Source organism: Novipirellula artificiosorum (assembly GCF_007860135.1).
Taxonomy (GTDB): Bacteria; Planctomycetota; Planctomycetia; order Pirellulales; family Pirellulaceae; genus Novipirellula_A; species Novipirellula_A artificiosorum.
In genome coordinates, this window is record NZ_SJPV01000012.1 from 204,396 (window position 1) to 222,626 (window position 18,231).

The 18,231-nt window shown below is 50.2% G+C and carries 15 protein-coding genes and 2 pseudogenes; 15 read left to right on the plus strand and 2 right to left on the minus strand.

Going from position 1 to position 18,231, the window contains the following annotated elements:
* The first annotated feature begins 10 nt into the window (after positions 1 to 10).
* From Poly41_RS35540 to Poly41_RS26370, 15 genes and pseudogenes are all read left to right on the plus strand, one after another.
* Positions 11 to 490: an acyltransferase gene (locus tag Poly41_RS35540; RefSeq protein WP_146530340.1), complete on the plus strand. Its 480-nt coding sequence runs from the start codon at positions 11 to 13 to the stop codon at positions 488 to 490.
* Between the two features lie 4 nt (positions 491 to 494).
* Positions 495 to 902, plus strand: coding sequence for a sugar 3,4-ketoisomerase (locus Poly41_RS26305; RefSeq protein ID WP_146530341.1), 408 nt, complete (start codon positions 495 to 497; stop codon positions 900 to 902).
* A gap of 3 nt (positions 903 to 905) precedes the next feature.
* Positions 906 to 2,015 (plus strand): DegT/DnrJ/EryC1/StrS family aminotransferase, encoded by a 1,110-nt coding sequence (locus Poly41_RS26310; RefSeq protein ID WP_146530342.1) that lies wholly within the window; start codon positions 906 to 908, stop codon positions 2,013 to 2,015.
* On the plus strand, positions 2,008 to 2,673 hold the full coding sequence (locus tag Poly41_RS26315; RefSeq protein ID WP_197231646.1) for an acyltransferase: 666 nt from the start codon (positions 2,008 to 2,010) through the stop codon (positions 2,671 to 2,673). Before Poly41_RS26310 ends, Poly41_RS26315 begins: the two co-directional genes overlap by 8 nt.
* A complete protein-coding gene (locus Poly41_RS26320; RefSeq protein WP_197231647.1) occupies positions 2,670 to 4,268 on the plus strand; it encodes an O-antigen translocase in 1,599 nt (532 codons plus the stop codon). Before Poly41_RS26315 ends, Poly41_RS26320 begins: the two co-directional genes overlap by 4 nt.
* The gene (locus tag Poly41_RS26325; protein ID WP_146530345.1) at positions 4,265 to 5,272 is read left to right on the plus strand and encodes a glycosyltransferase; all 1,008 of its coding nucleotides are present in this window, start codon (positions 4,265 to 4,267) and stop codon (positions 5,270 to 5,272) included. The genes Poly41_RS26320 and Poly41_RS26325 overlap by 4 nt, the downstream gene beginning before the upstream one ends.
* Before the next feature lie 19 nt (positions 5,273 to 5,291).
* Positions 5,292 to 6,269 (plus strand): glycosyltransferase family 2 protein, encoded by a 978-nt coding sequence (locus tag Poly41_RS26330; protein ID WP_146530346.1) that lies wholly within the window; start codon positions 5,292 to 5,294, stop codon positions 6,267 to 6,269.
* 153 nt (positions 6,270 to 6,422) lie between these two features.
* A pseudogene (locus Poly41_RS26335) lies at positions 6,423 to 6,895 on the plus strand (transposase); the annotation flags it as partial.
* Between the two features lie 287 nt (positions 6,896 to 7,182).
* Positions 7,183 to 8,490, plus strand: a complete 1,308-nt coding sequence (locus Poly41_RS26340) for an O-antigen polymerase (protein ID WP_197231648.1) — start codon at positions 7,183 to 7,185, stop codon at positions 8,488 to 8,490.
* A gap of 9 nt (positions 8,491 to 8,499) precedes the next feature.
* Entirely contained in the window at positions 8,500 to 9,243 is a 744-nt protein-coding gene (locus Poly41_RS26345) for a class I SAM-dependent methyltransferase (RefSeq protein ID WP_146530348.1), read from the plus strand.
* 29 nt (positions 9,244 to 9,272) lie between these two features.
* Positions 9,273 to 10,448 carry a glycosyltransferase family 4 protein gene (locus Poly41_RS26350; RefSeq protein ID WP_146530349.1) on the plus strand — a complete coding sequence of 392 codons (1,176 nt, stop codon included), beginning with the start codon at positions 9,273 to 9,275 and terminating at the stop codon, positions 10,446 to 10,448.
* Between the two features lie 521 nt (positions 10,449 to 10,969).
* Positions 10,970 to 11,638 (plus strand): glycosyltransferase, encoded by a 669-nt coding sequence (locus Poly41_RS26355; protein ID WP_231615964.1) that lies wholly within the window; start codon positions 10,970 to 10,972, stop codon positions 11,636 to 11,638.
* 185 nt (positions 11,639 to 11,823) lie between these two features.
* Positions 11,824 to 12,147, plus strand: a complete 324-nt coding sequence (locus tag Poly41_RS34395; RefSeq protein ID WP_197231650.1) for an acyltransferase — start codon at positions 11,824 to 11,826, stop codon at positions 12,145 to 12,147.
* 57 nt (positions 12,148 to 12,204) lie between these two features.
* Entirely contained in the window at positions 12,205 to 12,447 is a 243-nt protein-coding gene (locus tag Poly41_RS26365; RefSeq protein ID WP_146530352.1) for a hypothetical protein, read from the plus strand.
* 348 nt (positions 12,448 to 12,795) lie between these two features.
* A complete protein-coding gene (locus Poly41_RS26370) occupies positions 12,796 to 15,024 on the plus strand; it encodes a bi-domain-containing oxidoreductase (RefSeq protein ID WP_146530353.1) in 2,229 nt (742 codons plus the stop codon).
* Positions 15,025 to 15,260: 236 nt separating this feature from the next.
* Here the strand turns inward: Poly41_RS26370 and Poly41_RS26375 are convergent, their stop codons facing one another.
* Both Poly41_RS26375 and Poly41_RS26380 read right to left on the minus strand, forming a co-directional pair.
* Positions 15,261 to 15,704 carry a GxxExxY protein gene (locus Poly41_RS26375; protein ID WP_261344916.1) on the minus strand — a complete coding sequence of 148 codons (444 nt, stop codon included), beginning with the start codon at positions 15,702 to 15,704 and terminating at the stop codon, positions 15,261 to 15,263.
* 1,044 nt (positions 15,705 to 16,748) lie between these two features.
* Positions 16,749 to 18,106, minus strand: a pseudogene (locus Poly41_RS26380) (IS3 family transposase); the annotation flags it as partial.
* Positions 18,107 to 18,231: the final 125 nt, after the last annotated feature.

The following is an 18,231-nucleotide window of genomic DNA, read 5'->3' on the forward strand; positions in this document are numbered from 1 at the left end:
CACAAAAGCAATGTCAACGCACTACCAACACCCTTTAGCCGACGTCCAGTCATCGCGAATCGGAGACGACACTCGGATTTGGCAATTCTGTGTTGTTCTTCCGGGCGCAAAGATTGGAGCGAGGTGCAATATCTGCTCCCATTGCTTTATTGAGAACGACGTTGTGATCGGTAATGGAGTGACTATCAAGTGTGGTGTGCAACTGTGGGACGGAATCACCATCGAAGACGACGTCTTCATTGGGCCAAATGTCACGTTTACTAATGACCTCTATCCGCGAAGCAAGCAATACCCAGCTGAGTTTGCTCGCACCATTGTCAAGCACGGTGCCTCGATCGGAGCAAACGCGACGTTACTTCCAGGTATAACCATCGGTGCCGGAGCAATGGTTGGTGCAGGAAGCGTCGTGACGAAAGACGTCGCCGAAAGGACTCTTGTGTTAGGGAACCCGGCGAAGCGAGTTCGCGAACTGAGCTCCGAGCAAGGTTAACCTGATGTCAATCGCCGACTGTAACCTCATCGACTTACCAAAGATCTCAGATCATCGAGGGAATCTTACTTTCGTCGAGAGTAGAATCCATATTCCGTTCGCGATCGAGCGGGTCTATTACCTGTACGATGTGCCGGGTGGAGCCGAACGTGGTGGGCATGCTCATAAAGAACTCTGCCAACTAATTGTTGCCATGTCGGGCAGCTTCGATATCGTTTTGGACGACGGTAAAGAAAAAAAACGAATCCATTTGAATCGCTCCTACACGGGGCTCTATGTCTGCCCCATGATTTGGCGTGAAATGGACAACTTTTCGTCCGGAAGCGTCTGTATGGTCTTAGCTTCAAATCGTTATGACGAAGCCGATTACTATCGCGATTATCAAGACTTTCTTAGAGCAGTCGAATCATAATTAATGGACGTCCCCTTCCTCGAATTGAAACCCGCGTATTTGGAGCTAAAGTCTGAATTCGATGCCGCATACCACCGCGTAATGGAATCCGGATGGTACTTGCTCGGAGCGGAAGTCAAGGCCTTCGAGTCCGAGTATGCTGCGTATTGCGAAACGGACCATTGCGTCGGTGTCGCCAATGGGCTCGAAGCGATCAAGTTGGCACTATTGGCCGCCGATGTCGGCCCCGGCGATGAAGTGGTTGTCCCGGCGCATACCTTTATCGCGACGTGGCTGGCTGTATCGTCGGTCGGTGCAACGATTGTCCCTGTTGAACCTGATCCCGTCACACTGAACATTGATACCGATCTAATCGCTCCCGTCATCACTTCGAAGACCAAGGCAATCATTCCAGTCCACCTGTACGGCCAGCCCGCACACATGGCCCCGATTATGGAGATCGCGGTAGAACACGACTTGGTTGTAATCGAAGACGCCGCGCAGGCCCAAGGGGCAACCTACAAGGGCCGCCGCGTCGGATCACTTGGCCACTTGGCCGCACACAGTTTTTATCCAGGGAAGAATTTGGGTGCCTTCGCTGACGGTGGTGCGGTTACTACCAGCGATCCTGGCTTAGCCGAGCGAGTGCGGATGCTCGGCAATTACGGATCGCGTCAAAAGTACAATCATGAAATCGTGGGAACGAATTCGCGGCTCAGTGAATTACAGGCGGCGTTCTTGCGAGTTCGACTTTCGGTTCTGGACCAGTGGAATGATCGACGTCGTGAACAAGCGGCCCAGTATACTCGTGAACTAGCGGCCTGCGCCAACATAGCACTGCCCCAACCACGCACGGATACGAATCCTGTTTGGCATTTGTACGTCATTCAGACCGATCACCGCGACGAGCTGCAAAAACACTTGTCCGATTCAGGAATTGGAACGGTTATCCACTACCCAATTCCCTGTCATCGATCCGGGGCGTATCGGGAGTTAGGGTTTAATGAATTTCCAATCACCGAAAACATTTCCAAACGATGCCTCAGCCTCCCAATCGGACCGCATGCACGTGACCCAGTGAAGGTTGCAAACATGATTATTCGATTTCAACCAGGAAATGCGGCTAGTGTTTAGTCTTTTTTCCTGCATCGTCAAACGTGTGTTGAGAACAGTTCGAAGCAATCGACTACCGAAGCCAACTTCGGGTGTTGGGAGGTTTGTATACAAATCCAATCGTGTCTCGCTGAACTTGAATCGGCATCCCACAAGTCAGATTGTTTTAAACGGAAACGTCTATCTGCAGTCGGATTTGGGGGATCGAGGTTTCGTCAATATTTCTATGGCGGAAAATTCAATACTCCTAGTTGACGGTGACTTAATTCTGGGGCCAGGTGTTCATTTGCAAGTATGTAAGAATGCGACTTTGACTTTCGGCGGACGTAAGTCATCGTCGGGTAGTGGTATTACCTGCAATACGCGAGTCATGGTTAATCAAAATTTGACAATCGGTTCAGATTGTTTAATCGCATGGGATTGTTTTATTTCCGATTGTGATTGGCACCAAATCCACAACCAGCCAAACACAATCTCAGTAAAAATCGGCGATGGCGTCTGGGTAGCTCAGGGGGTGACGATTCTTAAGGGAAGCAACATCGGTAGCGGAAGTATCGTTGCAAGCAAATCGGTCGTCGCGGGAGGCGTGTTTGGGCCACAATCTTTGATTGCAGGCAATCCAGCGAGGGTGGTTCGACATCCTGTTGCTTGGTCTCGCGATTTGGATCCAACGCATTGATTCAATCCATTAATCGGCAAGACGAACTGACGACTCGGGAACAGGACACTCGAAATTCAATAGTTTCGGCAGACCACAAATCTGAGTCGAACAGCTATGGTCAGGTACTGAAGGCATCGTCAATCATTGGTGGGTCCCAAGTGGTGACGGTGATCATCGGGATGGTCCGAACCAAGTTGGTGGCGATGCTGATCGGGCCGACCGGGATCGGGCTAGTCGGCATGTTCCAGTCGATCACTGGGCTGGCCGCTATCATCGCTGGACTGGGGATCCAAACCAGCGGGGTACGGGATGTCGCCGTGGCCGCCGGCGCTGCCGACGAGCGCCGTATTGCCGAAACGGTTTTGACCCTCCGCCGCGTCTGCTGGCTCACCGGACTTCTGGGTTGTTTCCTCCTCTATCTCAGTGCCGGTTTCCTAAGCCAAAAGACATTCGGTTCCCTCGACTACGTTTGGGCAATTCGTTTACTTGGCTTAACCATTTTGATGGGCAACATCGCCGGTGGACAATCGGCGATCATCCAAGGGACGCGTCGAATCGGCGATTTGGCGAGAATGCGAGTCCTCAGCGCAGTCGGTTCGACAGTGGTCGCGGTCGGTTTTTACGTCTGGATGGGAATCGATGGCATTATCCCCGCACTGCTAGCGATCGGCGCCATCACGCTGGCCGTTTCCACATATTTTGCCCAACGAGTACCGATTCAGAAAAGCTCCATACCATTGCGGGAGAGCTTGCGACAAGCCCGAGGACTCTTGAATCTTGGCCTAGCGTTTGTTTGGAGCGGGCTGATGGCCACGCTCGTCGCATACCTGACACGAGTTTGGATTGCGGCAGAAATCGACCTTCGTTCCGTAGGCATCTACACGGCGGCCTTTGGACTCTCGGGACTGTTTGTCCAGTTCGTGCTGCAGGCGATGGGTGCCGATTACTATCCGCGATTAACCGCGGTGGCGCATGATCCGGTCCAGATGAACCAGTTGATCAATCAGCAGACGGAGATTGGATTACTGTTGGCATTCCCGGGATTACTGGCAACTCTTGCGCTTGCACCGTTAGCCATTGCGTTGTTTTACACAGCGGAATTTGCACCGGCGGCGGGGCTCCTTCGATGGTTCGTCCTGGGCTGCATGGGGCGGGTTATATCCTGGCCCTTGGGGTTTTCGATGCTCGCACTGAGCCGAGGCAATCTTTTTGCCCTTACCGAAACGATCTTTAATCTACTGCACTTGGCGGGAATTTGGGTTGGACTTCATTACTTTGGTCTGCAGGCGGTCGCGGTCGCCTTTGCGTTCCTCTATTTGGTCTGTACGGCGGGCATGCTAATCACGACGCATTACTTGACAGGCTTTCGCTGGAACCATGAAGTCATCAAATTGCTCGCTTGGATGATACCGGTTGCCTTGGTCGTCCTTTTGCTCGACGGCTGGTTGTCACCAGCTTTCAGTTCCTGTTTTGGCGTCATAGCGACAATGGTGGCAACGGTCCTGTGCCTTAGGCATCTGGTGACGTGTTTAGGTACCCAGCACCGCATTTCAAAAACCTTACTTCGCATTCCCGGTGGTATTTGGTTCACACGAGGACTAAACCAGGCATGACAAACACGGGCAAAGACGCACTCGAACGTCCGTTAGTCACCTTCTCGCTTCTTGCTTACAATCAAGAGAAGTATATCCGAAAGGCAGTAGAAGGTGCCTTCGCCCAGACCTATTCGCCCTTGGAAATAATTCTCTCTGATGATTGTTCTACAGATTCAACATTTTCAATCATTCAAGAAATGGTCGCAGACTATCATGGCCGCCACCGCGTTCAGGTCATTCGAAACGAAAAAAACCTTGGTCTGATAGGCCATATCAACAAAGTGTTGTCAACGGTCAAGACAGATTGGGTAGTATTGGCTGCTGGAGACGATGTTTCACTCGATCACCGATGCCAGGAAATAGTTGAGAGGGTAAGGAGGGAACCTGATTTAAAGGGTCTGTTTTCGGGTTACATTGAATGCGATGAATTGCTGTGTCCGATTCGTACCGTGACCCCGTTGCAAGCATCAAATATTGGCGCGTTGCAGGTCTGTCGTGGCGGCGGGTATGTTTTCCCTGGGGCAACTTTTGCCATCCACCAAGATTGCTTTACGCTCTTTGGTCCTCTTCGGCCTAGGATTCTAGCCGAGGATTGGGTATTGCCGCTTCGCGCGGCAGTACTGGGAAAAATTGGTTTCCTTAAGAGCAGTCTCGTTAAGAAACGAGGACTCTCAGAGTCGCTGACACGTGTAAACAAACGAATAATGGGGGACATTCTACCAAAAAACAGTTGCCCTGAAGAAATATACGAAAACCTCGCTACAATCCGAAGGGCCCACCGATCAGGTGAGATCAGTCTCTTGAAGTCGAAAACGCTTGCTATCACTATTCAGCTGCATTGGAATATCCGTTGCTGCGAATGTGCAAATGAGCCGGTTGGCACGCTGCGTCTGCTTAGAGGACTGGCATCCAGTTTCATATTAATGCGACTTCGGGATACTATTCGTTTATCTGAAAACTGCCTGACGCTGTTCCTCAACAAGAGCAGAGCACGCAGTCAAGAGAAATGCAAGAACCTTTGAAAGCAGAGCAAAAACAACGATGATGAAAGTACCGTTTCGCAAAGGCACTGTTACGGTTGTTATTCCTGCTTACAACTCGGAAAAGACAATTATTGAGGCCCTTGAGAGTGTATTATCGCAGACACTCCTACCGTCAGAGATCATAGTCATTGACGATGGATCCGTTGATGGTACAGGTCGTATTGCAAATGGCCTGTCGGACTTAATCAACGTCATTCGGCAAGAGAATTCCGGTTCAAGCGCTGCGAGGAATAGGGGGATAAAAGAGGCCCGTGGTGAGTGGATCGCCTTTCTTGACGCGGATGATCAGTGGAAGTCAAATCGTCTTGAGTCCCAATTCAAACTCTTGAGGGAATGCCCCAATATAATGTGGATGTCGGGCATGTACGATATTGTGAGAAGTAGGAAGGTGGTGGGGCAGTCGTCTCTTGGCATGCTTTGTGATCTTGCTGAGACCACATGCGTTGTGCCGGACGCGTTGGAACTGCTCGCGAGTGGGGCATCTCTATGGACCGGAACTGTCTTGGTCAAGAGATCAGCACTTTCCGAGGTTGGTGATTTTGATGTCCGGCAGCGAACGAGTCACGATACAGATATGTGGATCAGGCTAGGTGTTCGTTTTCCTCGCATTGGATTTGTTCGAATTCCAATCGCGAAATATGCTATCGGTAGAGAAGCCAGCCTGACCGCGACTGCCGTTGCGGATAGTGATGAGACCAGCATCCTTATGCTGGAGCGGATCATAGCAACACTGCCTCATGTACCAGAAAACCGGAGAGGTCACCTGTTAACGTTTGCAAACATGAGGGCAACCCAGACTCTTCAGTGCGCGATCCGTGCGGGAAGGACGAAGCACGCACGAAGGTTAATGAACGAACTGCGCAACTTAAAGCTTAACGGGTGGCCATTTTGGTATTCGATGGCAACTTCAATACCAGAACATGTCGCAATCCCCGCCACCTCCTTTGCAAGGCGCCTTCTGCGAAGAGGGATATAAGCTGTACCTAAGTCCTTTATAGGTAGATGCGTTTTGAATATTGCTTGACGTTTGTCGAGGCAAGCGGTGCGATTTTGGTTTCTGGAATGCTCCACAGCACCCGCCCCAAGAGTTATGAAAGTCTATCAGCCAAGATTGGCGAAAGGACTTTCAATGAAGAATCGAAAACGACATTCACCCGAGCAAATTGTCAAAAAGCTGCGTGACGCCGATGCGTTGCTCGCGGCCGGCAAGAGTGTTGGCGAAGTATTGCAGACGCTCGAGGTCAGCGAAGCGACGCTCAGTCGCTGGCGAAGCCAGTTCGGCGGCATGAAGAGTGAAGAAGCCAAAAGATTGAAAATGCTCGAGGACGAGAACAATCGGCTCAAGAAGATCGTTGGCGACCAAGCCCTCGACATACGGATGCTCAAGGAGATCACCAAGGGAAACAGACAAGCCCTCAGTCGCGACGTGATACCGTGCAGACGCTCCAGCGGAAGTTCTCCGTCTCGGAGCGTCGCGCGTGCGAGGTTCTCGATCAGCCGCGATCGAGCCAGCGATATGTAGGGCAACCCAAGGGCGAAGATGCGCGGCTGACCAGGGAGATTCTTGAACTTGTTCGTCAGCGACCTCGATTTGGCTATCGGCTTGCGTCTAGCCTTGCTTTCACACGTATTCGCCATTTAGAAGATGAAAGATTTCCGCCGTTTATCCCCGCACAGATGCCCACACTCGCTCGGATATGTGAGGGAAAGAAGAAATAATGTTGGCAAAATCGGAAACTAAACCTCGCATGATATCGCACCAATTCGCGATGCTGTTCTGCACAGGAATTGGCGTGCTTGGGTTCGCGTTAGCGTACCAAGCCCCAAGAAACCTCGACGCGACGTTTCTTTGGACCTGCCTCACTCTGGTCCTAGCTCTAAATTTGACAGTGATTGCCACGAAGTGGCTAGAAGGTCGCGAAGCAAACTGGCTTAGTCCAGATGCACTGTTTACACTATCGTACACCATTGTCAACTTTGCGTATGTTTTCTTCTGGCTTTCTAAGTCCTTAGAAAGACATACACATATATGGAATTTCAAAAGGGCCCACTGCCCTGAAACCGTTTGCACTGCAACAGCAATGGCACTAGCGTGCCTTGCAACTTTCTTGGCCGGGTACTACGCGATTCCAACTCGTTTGTCCCCGAGTCGACTGTTTGATGCAATTGACGCTCGAACTCGAGAAAAATTGTGCCTACTGGCTGACTGGATGTTGCGAATTGGTTTTGGCGGATTCTTAGCATTCGTGGCAATTATCGGGCCGAGCGTCGTTTTTGGGTCGTACAAAGGAACGAATGTGTACGGGTTTATACCCAATGTGTTCTACCTTGCTGGTATGGTAACGCTAACCAGTGGGTTGGTCCTAGCAATTGCTCTTCGCAAAAGATACAACCACAGAAAGGGGACTTTTCGTAGCTTATTAGATATCCTGCTCGTTACAATATCATTGATCGCAATGAGCATTCATGGAGATCGAGGAACTATCGTATTTATTCTTGGTGGTGGCATTATTGCATTCAATGAATATAGATCTAAGATCAGAGTAAAACACGCGTTGCTCCTTTGCATCCTAGCAATTATTGCATTGGGATTGATTCGCGCTCGCCGTTTTGAAGGGCGGACAAAAAACTTGGGAATCCTATCCCAGGCCCACAGTTCATTTGTTAACTTTGGCTCCAGTTCTGTCTGCAATTATCTAGCCGTTCAACATTCGCCGGACCGGCATGGTTACTACTACGGAATAATGCAGTTCAAGGCATTAGTAGGAATAGTTCCGTTTGGAAGAAGGCTTGCAGGAATCACTGACTCAGTCGAAAATAGCAGTTCCACTCTATTTACTTACCTCGTATACGGACATGGAAGTAGAACCGGCACCGGAACCACTATGTTCGCTGACTTTTACCTAAACTTTGGTTTCCCAGGCACAGCAGTAATATTTTTTATAGCTGGCGCTTTTTCGCAAGGCATACGAAACAGAAGTCTGGCGTCAAATTCCCTACGTCTGCACGTCAGTTACGTTGTTTTCTGTTCATTTCTATTAATTGTCCCACGCTACGACTTCACAAGCGGATTTATTCGATACTACATTTACAGCATGCTTTACATAACCCTTGTATCCTTCTACTTAAAGGCTCCGCTTCTATTGTCACGATTCAGAATTCGTGAGCAATCACGTGTGGTCCATATCGAAAATTGACAATTGCAAATGACAAAAACTACTAGTACTAGCGAAATACTTCTTAGAGTCGCGGATGAATTAGTCGCGGAGAGGGCATTTACTGACAGCATGCGATTCATTCGTTTGTTCCAGTCAGTTTTTATGAAAACTGATCTTTCGGGAAAGTCTCTGCTTGACGTAGGATGCGGCGTTGGAGCGCTAGCCCTTGGCAGCGCTGCATCGGGCGTAAGGCATGCGGTTGGGCTGGAGCCGGAAGTCGACGGAAGCACTTCCGGTTTTTTCTGTACCGGTGAAAGGCTGATAAAGTCATTGGGTTTTTCCAATGTATCCATCCGCAATAATATGCTAGCGAATTACGATTTCGATGAGAGTCCGTTTGATGTTATAGTCATGTACAATGTGATCAACCATTTGAATGAGGAAGCTTGCTCTAGGATTCTAACATCAGATGAAGCACGCACACTTTATATACAGCAACTCTCGCATCTACGGGAATATATATCACCTGGAGGAGAAATGCTCGTCGCTGATTGTGCTCGAAGCAACTTCTTTGGAGATTTGGGTATTCGCAACCCGATAGCAAAAACGATTGAGTGGCAGAAACATCAGAATCCCCGAATTTGGGCATCTATCTTTGAGGAGGCGGGTTTTAGCTCGACGGAGTTTTGGTGGAACCCAATTCACAAACTCCGTGGATTTGGAAGATTTGCACGAACGTCAGCTATAGCCTACTTTACGAACAGTCATTTTGTTTTGCGAGCAGTAAAATAGCAAATAGATTGCATTTGGATGGGACGAACTTGCATCAAGCAGAAATAGCTGCGTCAATCAACTTTATATGCATTTTGTCCTCTTCGACGGACTATTTGGACCGGCTCTATTCTTTAAACGCCCTAGGAAAACTGATTGGTCGGAACGTCGTCATTTGCAAGGAAGTCAATACGGATCTTGAGAAAGCACTGCCGGAAATACAGTTTGTTACACCTCCCAAGTACCTAAAGGGTTTTAGTTTTTTTCGATGGGCGGCTTCACAGGCCTTCAAAATTTCTAGTAGCTCAAACGCAGAATCTTGGAACATTATGGAAATTGCGGGCGGTGCTTCGCTCTTAATTTTGCGCTATGTTTACTTCTCGAAAGTTGCATCCAGCGTACTGTTTGTAATGCCAAGCAGGACACTCTTTTTGGAACGCGGCTGGCGGCGTGATGTTCATTCCGCGAAAATCGACTGGCGGCAAGAATTTGCATTGTATAAGCGTTGGCTCAGTTGGTCCGTACGCGAGCGTGTTTATGCGAATACAGTGAACTTCGTCTTTGCAAATTCACAATTGAATTTGGATGAGTTGCAACGTCAATGCCGAGGCCGGAAAACCGGAGTGATTCCAAATTGTGTGCGCCCACCGGTTCCAATGGGGAAACCCCGTCTTTTTAGACCAGATATGCAGTGGAAGTTTCTGGTAGTAAGCGAGCTTGAACCGCACAAAGGAATTGGATGTTCATTGGAGGTGCTGCGGCAGTTAAGAAACCAGGGGGTAAAATACGTTTGCAATTTTGTCGGTCGAGTATCTAAGACGAATGAAAAATGGCTCGCGCGGACAAAGCAGAAGTATATTGACCTAGATGGAATGGTGAGTTGGCATGGAAAGGTCAGTCGTTCGAGCTTAGACGAGCACTATCGTTCAGCAGATATTTTATTGTTGACTAGTTTCTACGAGGGCTCACCACGTGTAGTGTATGAGGCGAGTAGCCACGGCTGTGTGGTTGTTGCTTCCCGTTTGTCAGGAACACAACTGATCGACCCGGATGATAAATTTCTGCGTTTTTTCCCTGCGGGCGATGCCAACGCTGCAGTCTCGGCAGTGTTGTCAGTAATGAATGAAGGTCTGCAGTCTCGTTCGGAGGAGGCAATGCAAGCGATGCAAGAAAGATTTACACCAGAAGCAAGAGCTGCAAGAATAGTCAGCGTACTTTCGATTTAGTAGGTTCAATTTTGTGTGAAGTCTCCCGGATGATGGTTCTGAATTTCTTGCCCGTTGCGAGCGGAGGTGGTTTGCAAAATTCGCTTAGCTTTCTTACCACGTTAGATCTAACAACACGGAAATATTTTGTGTTGTGTCGGTCAGGGTCAGAGATCGAACGACTTTGTCTTAAACTCGAAATAGAGCATCTTTCTGTGCGGAATCGTGTGATGTTTGAAATGTATGGAGCGAAGAAGCTTTTTGCGAAAGGCACTCCCTGCTTCACGATCTTCGGTTCTCCCGTGTTGTCGACACGCGACGATTGGATCAACATTTGCGGAGTCGCTTTCTCGAATCTGTTTTACCCATCAATCGATTTCTGGGGCCATCTCGGGCGATGCGGCAAGATGATGAAGCTCCTTAAGGATTGTCTTAGAAAACAGGCGATCAAGCAAGCGGATGGCTGGATCTTTGAGACTGGGGTTCTAGCGGAGATGTCTAGGAAAGCTGGTTTTCCTAGCAACAGAGTGTTTTGTGTTCCTATGGCGGTCAGCGAAATCGTTGTTCGATCAAGTGATGCTGCTAGTTCAATTCGGTTTGATAAATCAAGAAGGACTATTTTGTATTTGGGTGCTGGCCACCCAAATAAGCGACAGCATTTACTTCCGGACATTGTTGATCGACTCGAGCGACTAGCTCCGGGGTCTTACCGAATTGTTGCGACAATGAACGAGTCATCGGACTATGCAAGAAGAGTACTGACGGAGATTCACACACGCAAGCTTTCGGGATCATTCGAGAACATTGGACCAGTTGCACCTGAGTGTGTTGGATCGCTAGTAAGTTCTGTTGACGCAATGTGCTTGTTGAGTGTCCTGGAAAGCTTCAGTAACAACTTCGTGGAATCGTGGGCGTTGAAGAAGCCTCTTTTTGTGACGGATGGGACTTGGTCACGCGATGCATGTCATAACGGAGTCGTTTACATCGATCCGAAAAAACCATCCGCGACGGCGGATTCGATTCACCAAACGCTTACGTCACCCGAATCGATACAGAGGGTCACCGAGGCCGGCTCTGCAGTATTGGCAACGCATCCTTCCGCCAGCCAAAAGACAAAGTTGTATTTGGAGGTTATCGATAAAGTGATCGCGTTGGGGCCTTGTTCACGTATTTCTAAATCTCAGATTGACTATGGGAAGTTGTTGACTTGAGACAGATACTTGTTATTTCCTACGAGGCGGTGATGCGATGTTTGTTTTCGCTGCCGAGGTTCCGTTGGTGTATTTTTCTTAAGTGTTTACTCCTAAGAGCCATGGGGGCGCGGGTTGGCAGGGGAATAACAATATATCCTGGGGTCTGGATCGCACCTGGGCGAAATCTTATTATTGGTGACAGTGTGGATCTCGCACTGGAGGTACTTATTGTCACTTCTGGTGGCGTCGATATCGGTGATCGGACGCTGATCGGCTATCGAACCCATATTTTCTCGACGAACCACGTTATAGCTCCAATAGGTTGTTCGATTTTTGAAAGTGGTCACGAAAAGAAGAAGGTAACGATCGGTAAAGACGTTTGGATTGGTGCTGGTTGTACGATTTTGCCAGGCGTAACTATTGGCGACGGTGCAGTGATCGCAGCTGGCAGTGTCGTTACGAAAGACGTAGCGTCTTTGGCCATCATGGCCGGCGTCCCTGCACGGCTTGTCCGTTTTCGTGAATAAGTCTGTCAACTAGCGCGCCTTAGCAAGGTTGAAAACTCAAACGGGGCAAAGATCAGCTTGACCGCTTTGATCTTTGGGCGGCATCATCCGATTTTTGATTCCACCTTGTTCATCCAAGTGCGGCAGAAAGAACCTGGGGAATTGACTTTGATTGTGACGGTGCCCGCGGGGTGTGAATGGTCGGATGCCGAGGTTTTGAAGGGGTTCGATTTGACGAACTTGAACTTCCAATTTGCGGTCGAAAGAAGACGCGAGCCGATCAGGACGGCGAGCGGCAAGCTGCCGCTGAAGGTGACGTAAGAATCGTATGTAGCTGAAGTCGCAAACCGCAAACAATCGCCTTGAACAGTGCTGCGATCGTAGCTGAAGTGGGAGTTGGGCGTTTCCACGCACAGCCTGGTTTACCGATTCGTGTGATTCGTGCTGCTTATCGACTGGGATGGCGGATGCTGGGTGTTTACCACAGAGAGCACACAGTGTTTGGCGATTGCCTTCTTCGTGATTCTCAGTGACCTCCGTGGTTGGAAATTAGCTATCAGCAGCAAGGCGGGGCATTCTTCTGCCTCGTTTCCTGGAATGACGAAGTTATTTTTGAATTACTCTTAATGCCGCGAGGGACGTCTCTGCGACTTCCCCTACGAATACAACATGAAACAAATACTGCAAAATCTTGGCTCCGGCGAAACGCTTCTCGCCGACGTTCCCACTCCTCGGCGCGGGGCGGGCTCGGTTCTAATCCGCACCTCTCGCTCACTCGTCTCTCTCGGCACCGAGAAGATGCTGATTGATTTCGGCAAGGGAGGTTTGATCGCTAAGGCTCGGTCGCAGCCCGATAAGGTCAAGCAGGTTCTGCAAAAGGTCAAGACCGACGGACTCTTGACCACAATCGATGCGGTTAAGGCGAAACTTGACACTCCCATCCCTCTTGGCTATTGCAATGTGGGACACGTCGCCGAGGCGGATTCGACCGCCACATACAGAGTCGGTGACCGTGTCGTTTCCAATGGGCCGCATGCCGAGTTCGTGTCAGTCCCATTGAATTTGACGGCTGGAATTCCCGATTCGGTCTCTGACGAGATGGCGGCCTTTACTGTCGTCGGTGCAATCGGGCTGCAGGGGATTCGGCTTTTGAATCCGACGCTCGGGGAACGAGTGGTCGTCAGTGGACTGGGATTGATCGGATTGCTTGCGGTGCAAATCCTGAAAGCGTCGGGCTGTCAAGTTCTGGGAATCGATTTCGATGCGAAAAAGCTCGAACTGGCTCGCAGCTTTGGCGCTGAGACTTGTGACTTGTCCGCTGGACAAGATCCAGTGGCGGTGGCCGAGAATTGGACCGATGGCGTTGGTGTGGATGCGGTTTTGATTACGGCGTCAGCCAAGACGGATGAACTGATTCACCAAGCAGCGACAATGTGCCGGCAACGTGGCCGGATCGTGCTCGTTGGTGTGATTGGGTTGAACTTGCAGCGAGCCGACTTCTATGAGAAGGAGTTGTCGTTCCAGGTGTCGTGTTCCTATGGCCCCGGACGATACGACGATAACTATGAAAAACGGGGACTCGACTATCCAATTGGATTTGTGCGGTGGACTGAGAAACGGAATTTCGAAGCGATCCTGCAATTAATGTCAGATGGCAGGATCGACGTTGACCCGCTGATCACTCATCGCTTCGCATTTGATGACGCACTGAAAGGCTATGAGGCAGTTGGTGAAAAAGGCGCGATGGGAATTGTGCTGGAGTACGGAGACAGCAACGAGTCGCGAGCGGCGAGGGGCGAGAAAGAAACGCAAAAGAGTGGTCAGTGCTCAGGCGACAGCAAACAGACCGGGGACGAGGCTAGTACGGATGGAACGAGAGCATTCCGCAAGCAGGGCGAGGATGTTCAGCACAAAAAGGATCTTTCGCTCGCTTCTCGCAACTCGCCGCTAGCTACTGATATCGGCGTGGCCTTTATTGGCGCGGGCGGCTTTACGACTCGGATGCTTTTGCCGCTACTGCCGAAACAGGGCGTTGACCTCCGCACGATCGTTAGCGGCACGGGGGTCTCGGCCGCTCATGCGAAATCGAAGTTCGGTTTCGCGGAGGCCAGCAGTGATTATGCTTCCATACTGGCGGACGATTCCGTTGATGCGGTCTTCATTACGACGCCGCATAACATGCACGGCCGAATGGTTTGCGATGCCTTGAATGCGAACAAACATGTGTTCGTTGAAAAGCCGTTAGCTTTGACGTTAGAAGAGTTGGCGGAAGTGGAAGCATGCTGTGCCAATCATCCCGACCGGCTGTTGATGATCGGTTTCAATCGCCGATTTTCGCCTCACTCGGTTGCAATGAAAGACTGGCTGCTTGGTGCTCCGTCGAACAAGTCGGTAATCATCACGGTGAATGCAGGTGCAATTCCAGCAGACCACTGGACGCAAGACCCACTGGTGGGTGGCGGCCGGATTGTAGGGGAAGCGTGTCATTTTATTGATTTGGCTCGTTTTTTGGTTGGGTCTCCGATTGAAGTCGCCACCGCGTTTCCAATCCGCGGCGGGGACGGGCGACTGGGTGATTGCGTGACGATCCAATTGACGTTCATGGATGGGTCGACCGGGACCGTGCATTACTTGGCCAACGGTAGTAAAGATTTCCCGAAAGAACGAGTGGAAGTGTTCGCGGGTGGAAAGGTGATGGTGTGTGACAATTTTCGATTGTCGAAAGAGATCGGCGGAAAGCGGAAGTTAAAGACCAGTAAACAGGATAAAGGGCACGAGGCTGAGTTGGCGGCGTTTTTGAAAGCGATTCAAGAGGGCCGCGTGTGGCCGATCACCGCAGAGGAACTTTTCGAAGTTTCACGAATCGCGATCGAGTGTCAATCGGTAGCTGCTTGCTGAATTTGGCGTCCTAGGAAAAGAGGGTGCCGAGTGATTACCACAGAGAGCACGGAGTGACACAGAGCGATGGTTCTTGCTTTCTCTGTGCTTTTCTGTGACCTCTGTGGTTGTTCCCTGATTCTAGATTCTTAAAAACCGGGGTACTCGACGTTTACCACAGAGAACACGGAGTGACACGGAGGAGTTGATATTTGCTTTCTCTGTGGTTCTCTGTGAACTCTGTGGTTAAATCTCCCCTAATTGGCGAATCGCTTTAGGCCGTCCACCAACTTCACGACATTGAAATTGATCAACAGGCCAATCTTCTTGCCACTCAGTTTGAGGTACGACAGCAATTGTGCATCGTAAAGCGGAATCATCTTCTCGACGGATTTCAGTTCAACGATGACGCGTGACTCGACCAATAAATCCAATCGATATCCAACATCCAGTTGCACCTCTTCATATTGAATTGGCAGTGGCACTTGAACACCGACGTCGAGACCACGTTTGCGAAGTTCGTAGGCCAGGCACGCCTCATAGGCCGATTCCAGTAACCCAGGCCCCAAGTGTTGATGCACCTTGATCGACGCGTCGACAACTTGCCCCGTGATGACGTTGACTTCCATCGAACCGCAATGCTCCAAAGATCGGCTACCGAGTGAATTCAATAGCTTACCACGGAGACCACGGAGTGACACAGAGCATTGTCTGATGATTACGCTGTGGTTCTCGGTGATCTCTGTGGTAGTTCCCTGACTTCAGATACCTAAAAACGGGGGCGTTTGATGTTTACCACGGAGAACACGGAGTCCTTTAAGTTTGCTTTCTCTGTGCTTCTCAGTGAACTCTGTGGTTGATTCTTGGCTTTAGATTCCTGAAAACTGGAGTGCTTGGTGTTTACCACGGAGGGCACGGAGTGACACAGATCATTGACTCATGATTTCTCTGTGCTTCTCTGCGACCTCTGTGGTTAATCCTTGACTGCGAGCGTGAATGCTTGGTGTTTACCACGGAGAACACGGAGTGACACAGAGCATTAACTCATGATTTCTCTGTGCTTCTCTGCGACCTCTGTGGTTAATCCTTGACTGCGAGCGTGAATGCTTGGTGTTTACCACGGAGAACACGGAGTGACACAGAGCATTGACTCATGATTTCTCTGTGTTCCTCAGTGACCTCTGTGGTTGCTTGCTTTGTTTTTGATTCTGACGAAGGGGTGCTTGATGTTTACCACAGAGAACACAGAGTGACACAGAGGAGTTGATGTTTGCTTTCTCTGTGGTCCTCAGTGAACTCTGTGGTTGCTCCCTGATTTTAGATATCTGCAAACGGGCGCGTTTGGTGTTTACCACGGAGAGCACGGGGTAACACAGAGCATTGACTCATGACTACTCTGTGGTCCTCGGTGATCTCTGTGGTTGCTGCCTGATTTTGAATTCCTGAAAACTGGGGTTCTCGGAACGTGTCAACAAGTTTGAGACAACATATTCTGGAATTTAGTGTGTGAAGCCAGCGCTATCGGGGGCCAGCCCCCGAACCCCCGGGATTTTTTCAGGCATGACTCGGGTGTTCAAAGTTTTGTTGTCGGGTAAGTTCGTTGCGTTCGGTGAAACGGAAGCTGGCTCTGCGGGGACGCAACCAGCCAAGGGATAACCGGATCGAGGGTGCGTCAAAGACGCTTCTTGCGGGCCTCCAGGACAATGAATTTCTGGAGGCCTTTTTTCGTTTACTGGCAACTGTACCGGAGGATTGATCCAGGCAGCAGTCGGCAGTTTGGCGGGTCGCGGAACACCGTTGACGAATCGCTCAGGTTTTGTTGCAAACGCCAGATCCAAAGTGTTCGTTCGTGACGCGATGATGCCATCGGCCAGTCCGTAGTGCAACGACGCCGGAGTCACTAGGCCAATCCCGCTATGGTAATGCTCGTTGTTGTACCAGCCAAAAAACTGACGGCTATGCGACAACGCGTCTTGATAACTTCCGAATCGGCTCGGAAACTCCGGTTGATACTTCATCGTTTTGAACTGGCTTTCCGAGTAGGGATTATCGTTGGATACATGAGGGCGGCTATGGGATTTGGTGACGCCCAAGGAACCCATTAAATTGGCGACGCTGTGCGACGTCATCGAAGGGCCTCGGTCACTGTGAATGATGAGTTGATCACGCACGACTTTTTGCTTCTCAATTGTTTCCTGAATCAGTTTTTTGGCCAAATTGGCTTGTTCGCGATGAGCCAGCATCCAGCCGACGGTGTACCGGCTGAAAATGTCGAGGATCACGTAAAGATAATAGTAAGTCCATGTTTCGGGTCCTTTAAGCTTCGTGATGTCCCATGACCAGACTTGGTTGGGGCCCGTCGCGAGCAGTTCGGGTTTTCGATAGTTGGGGCGTTTGAGTTGATCTCGTCTTTCCCGATTGGTCTTGTTTTGAGCAAGGATTCGATACATCGTCCGTACGCTGCACAAGTAGTTGCCTTCGTCAAGCAGCGCGGCGTAAACCTGATATGGCGACTGGTCAATGAAGCGATCACTGTAAAGCTCCTGGCGTACGTTGCTGCGTTCTTCTTCACTCAACGCACGAGGCGAAGCAGCACGACTGGCCGTTTTCTGTTGCGGTAGACGTCGTCGGTAAAGTGTCGCCCGGGACACCGTTAAAGCGTCGCAGGCGTTGCTCACACCGACTTGTCGGCCCAGTTCTTCAGCGGCGATCAATCGTTTTTCTCGCGCCGATTGATCCCGATCATTTCCGACACTTTTTTTTGAACTTCGATAATCAACTCGGCTTGCCGAAGCCGTTCGGTGAGCCGTGCATTGTCACGCTTTAGCTTTGCCAATTCCTGAGTCTCTTGTTTGTTCAAATTCGGTTTGCGGCCGCGCTGTTTTGAGCCCAGCGTTCCCGAATCCCGCTGCTTTCGCCAGCTACTGAGATTGGACGAATACAAGCCTTCTCGCCTCAGCAACTCGCCAAGTTCACCCGGCGCGGTGCATTGGTCAGCTTCGGCAAGGATCTGCTGCTTGTATGCCAGCGTAAAACGGCGACGAGTGGCCTTCTCCGTGACTTCCGGAGATATTTCTATTTCTTTTTTCGAAGGTTCTGACATCAAAGTTCTCCAAGCCCTCAAGCTTAAATTAAAACTTCAATGTTGTCTCACCTATATTGTCACAGAGGGCTTGGTGTTTACCACGGAGAGCACAGAGTTACACAGAGTACTTTATGATTGCTTTC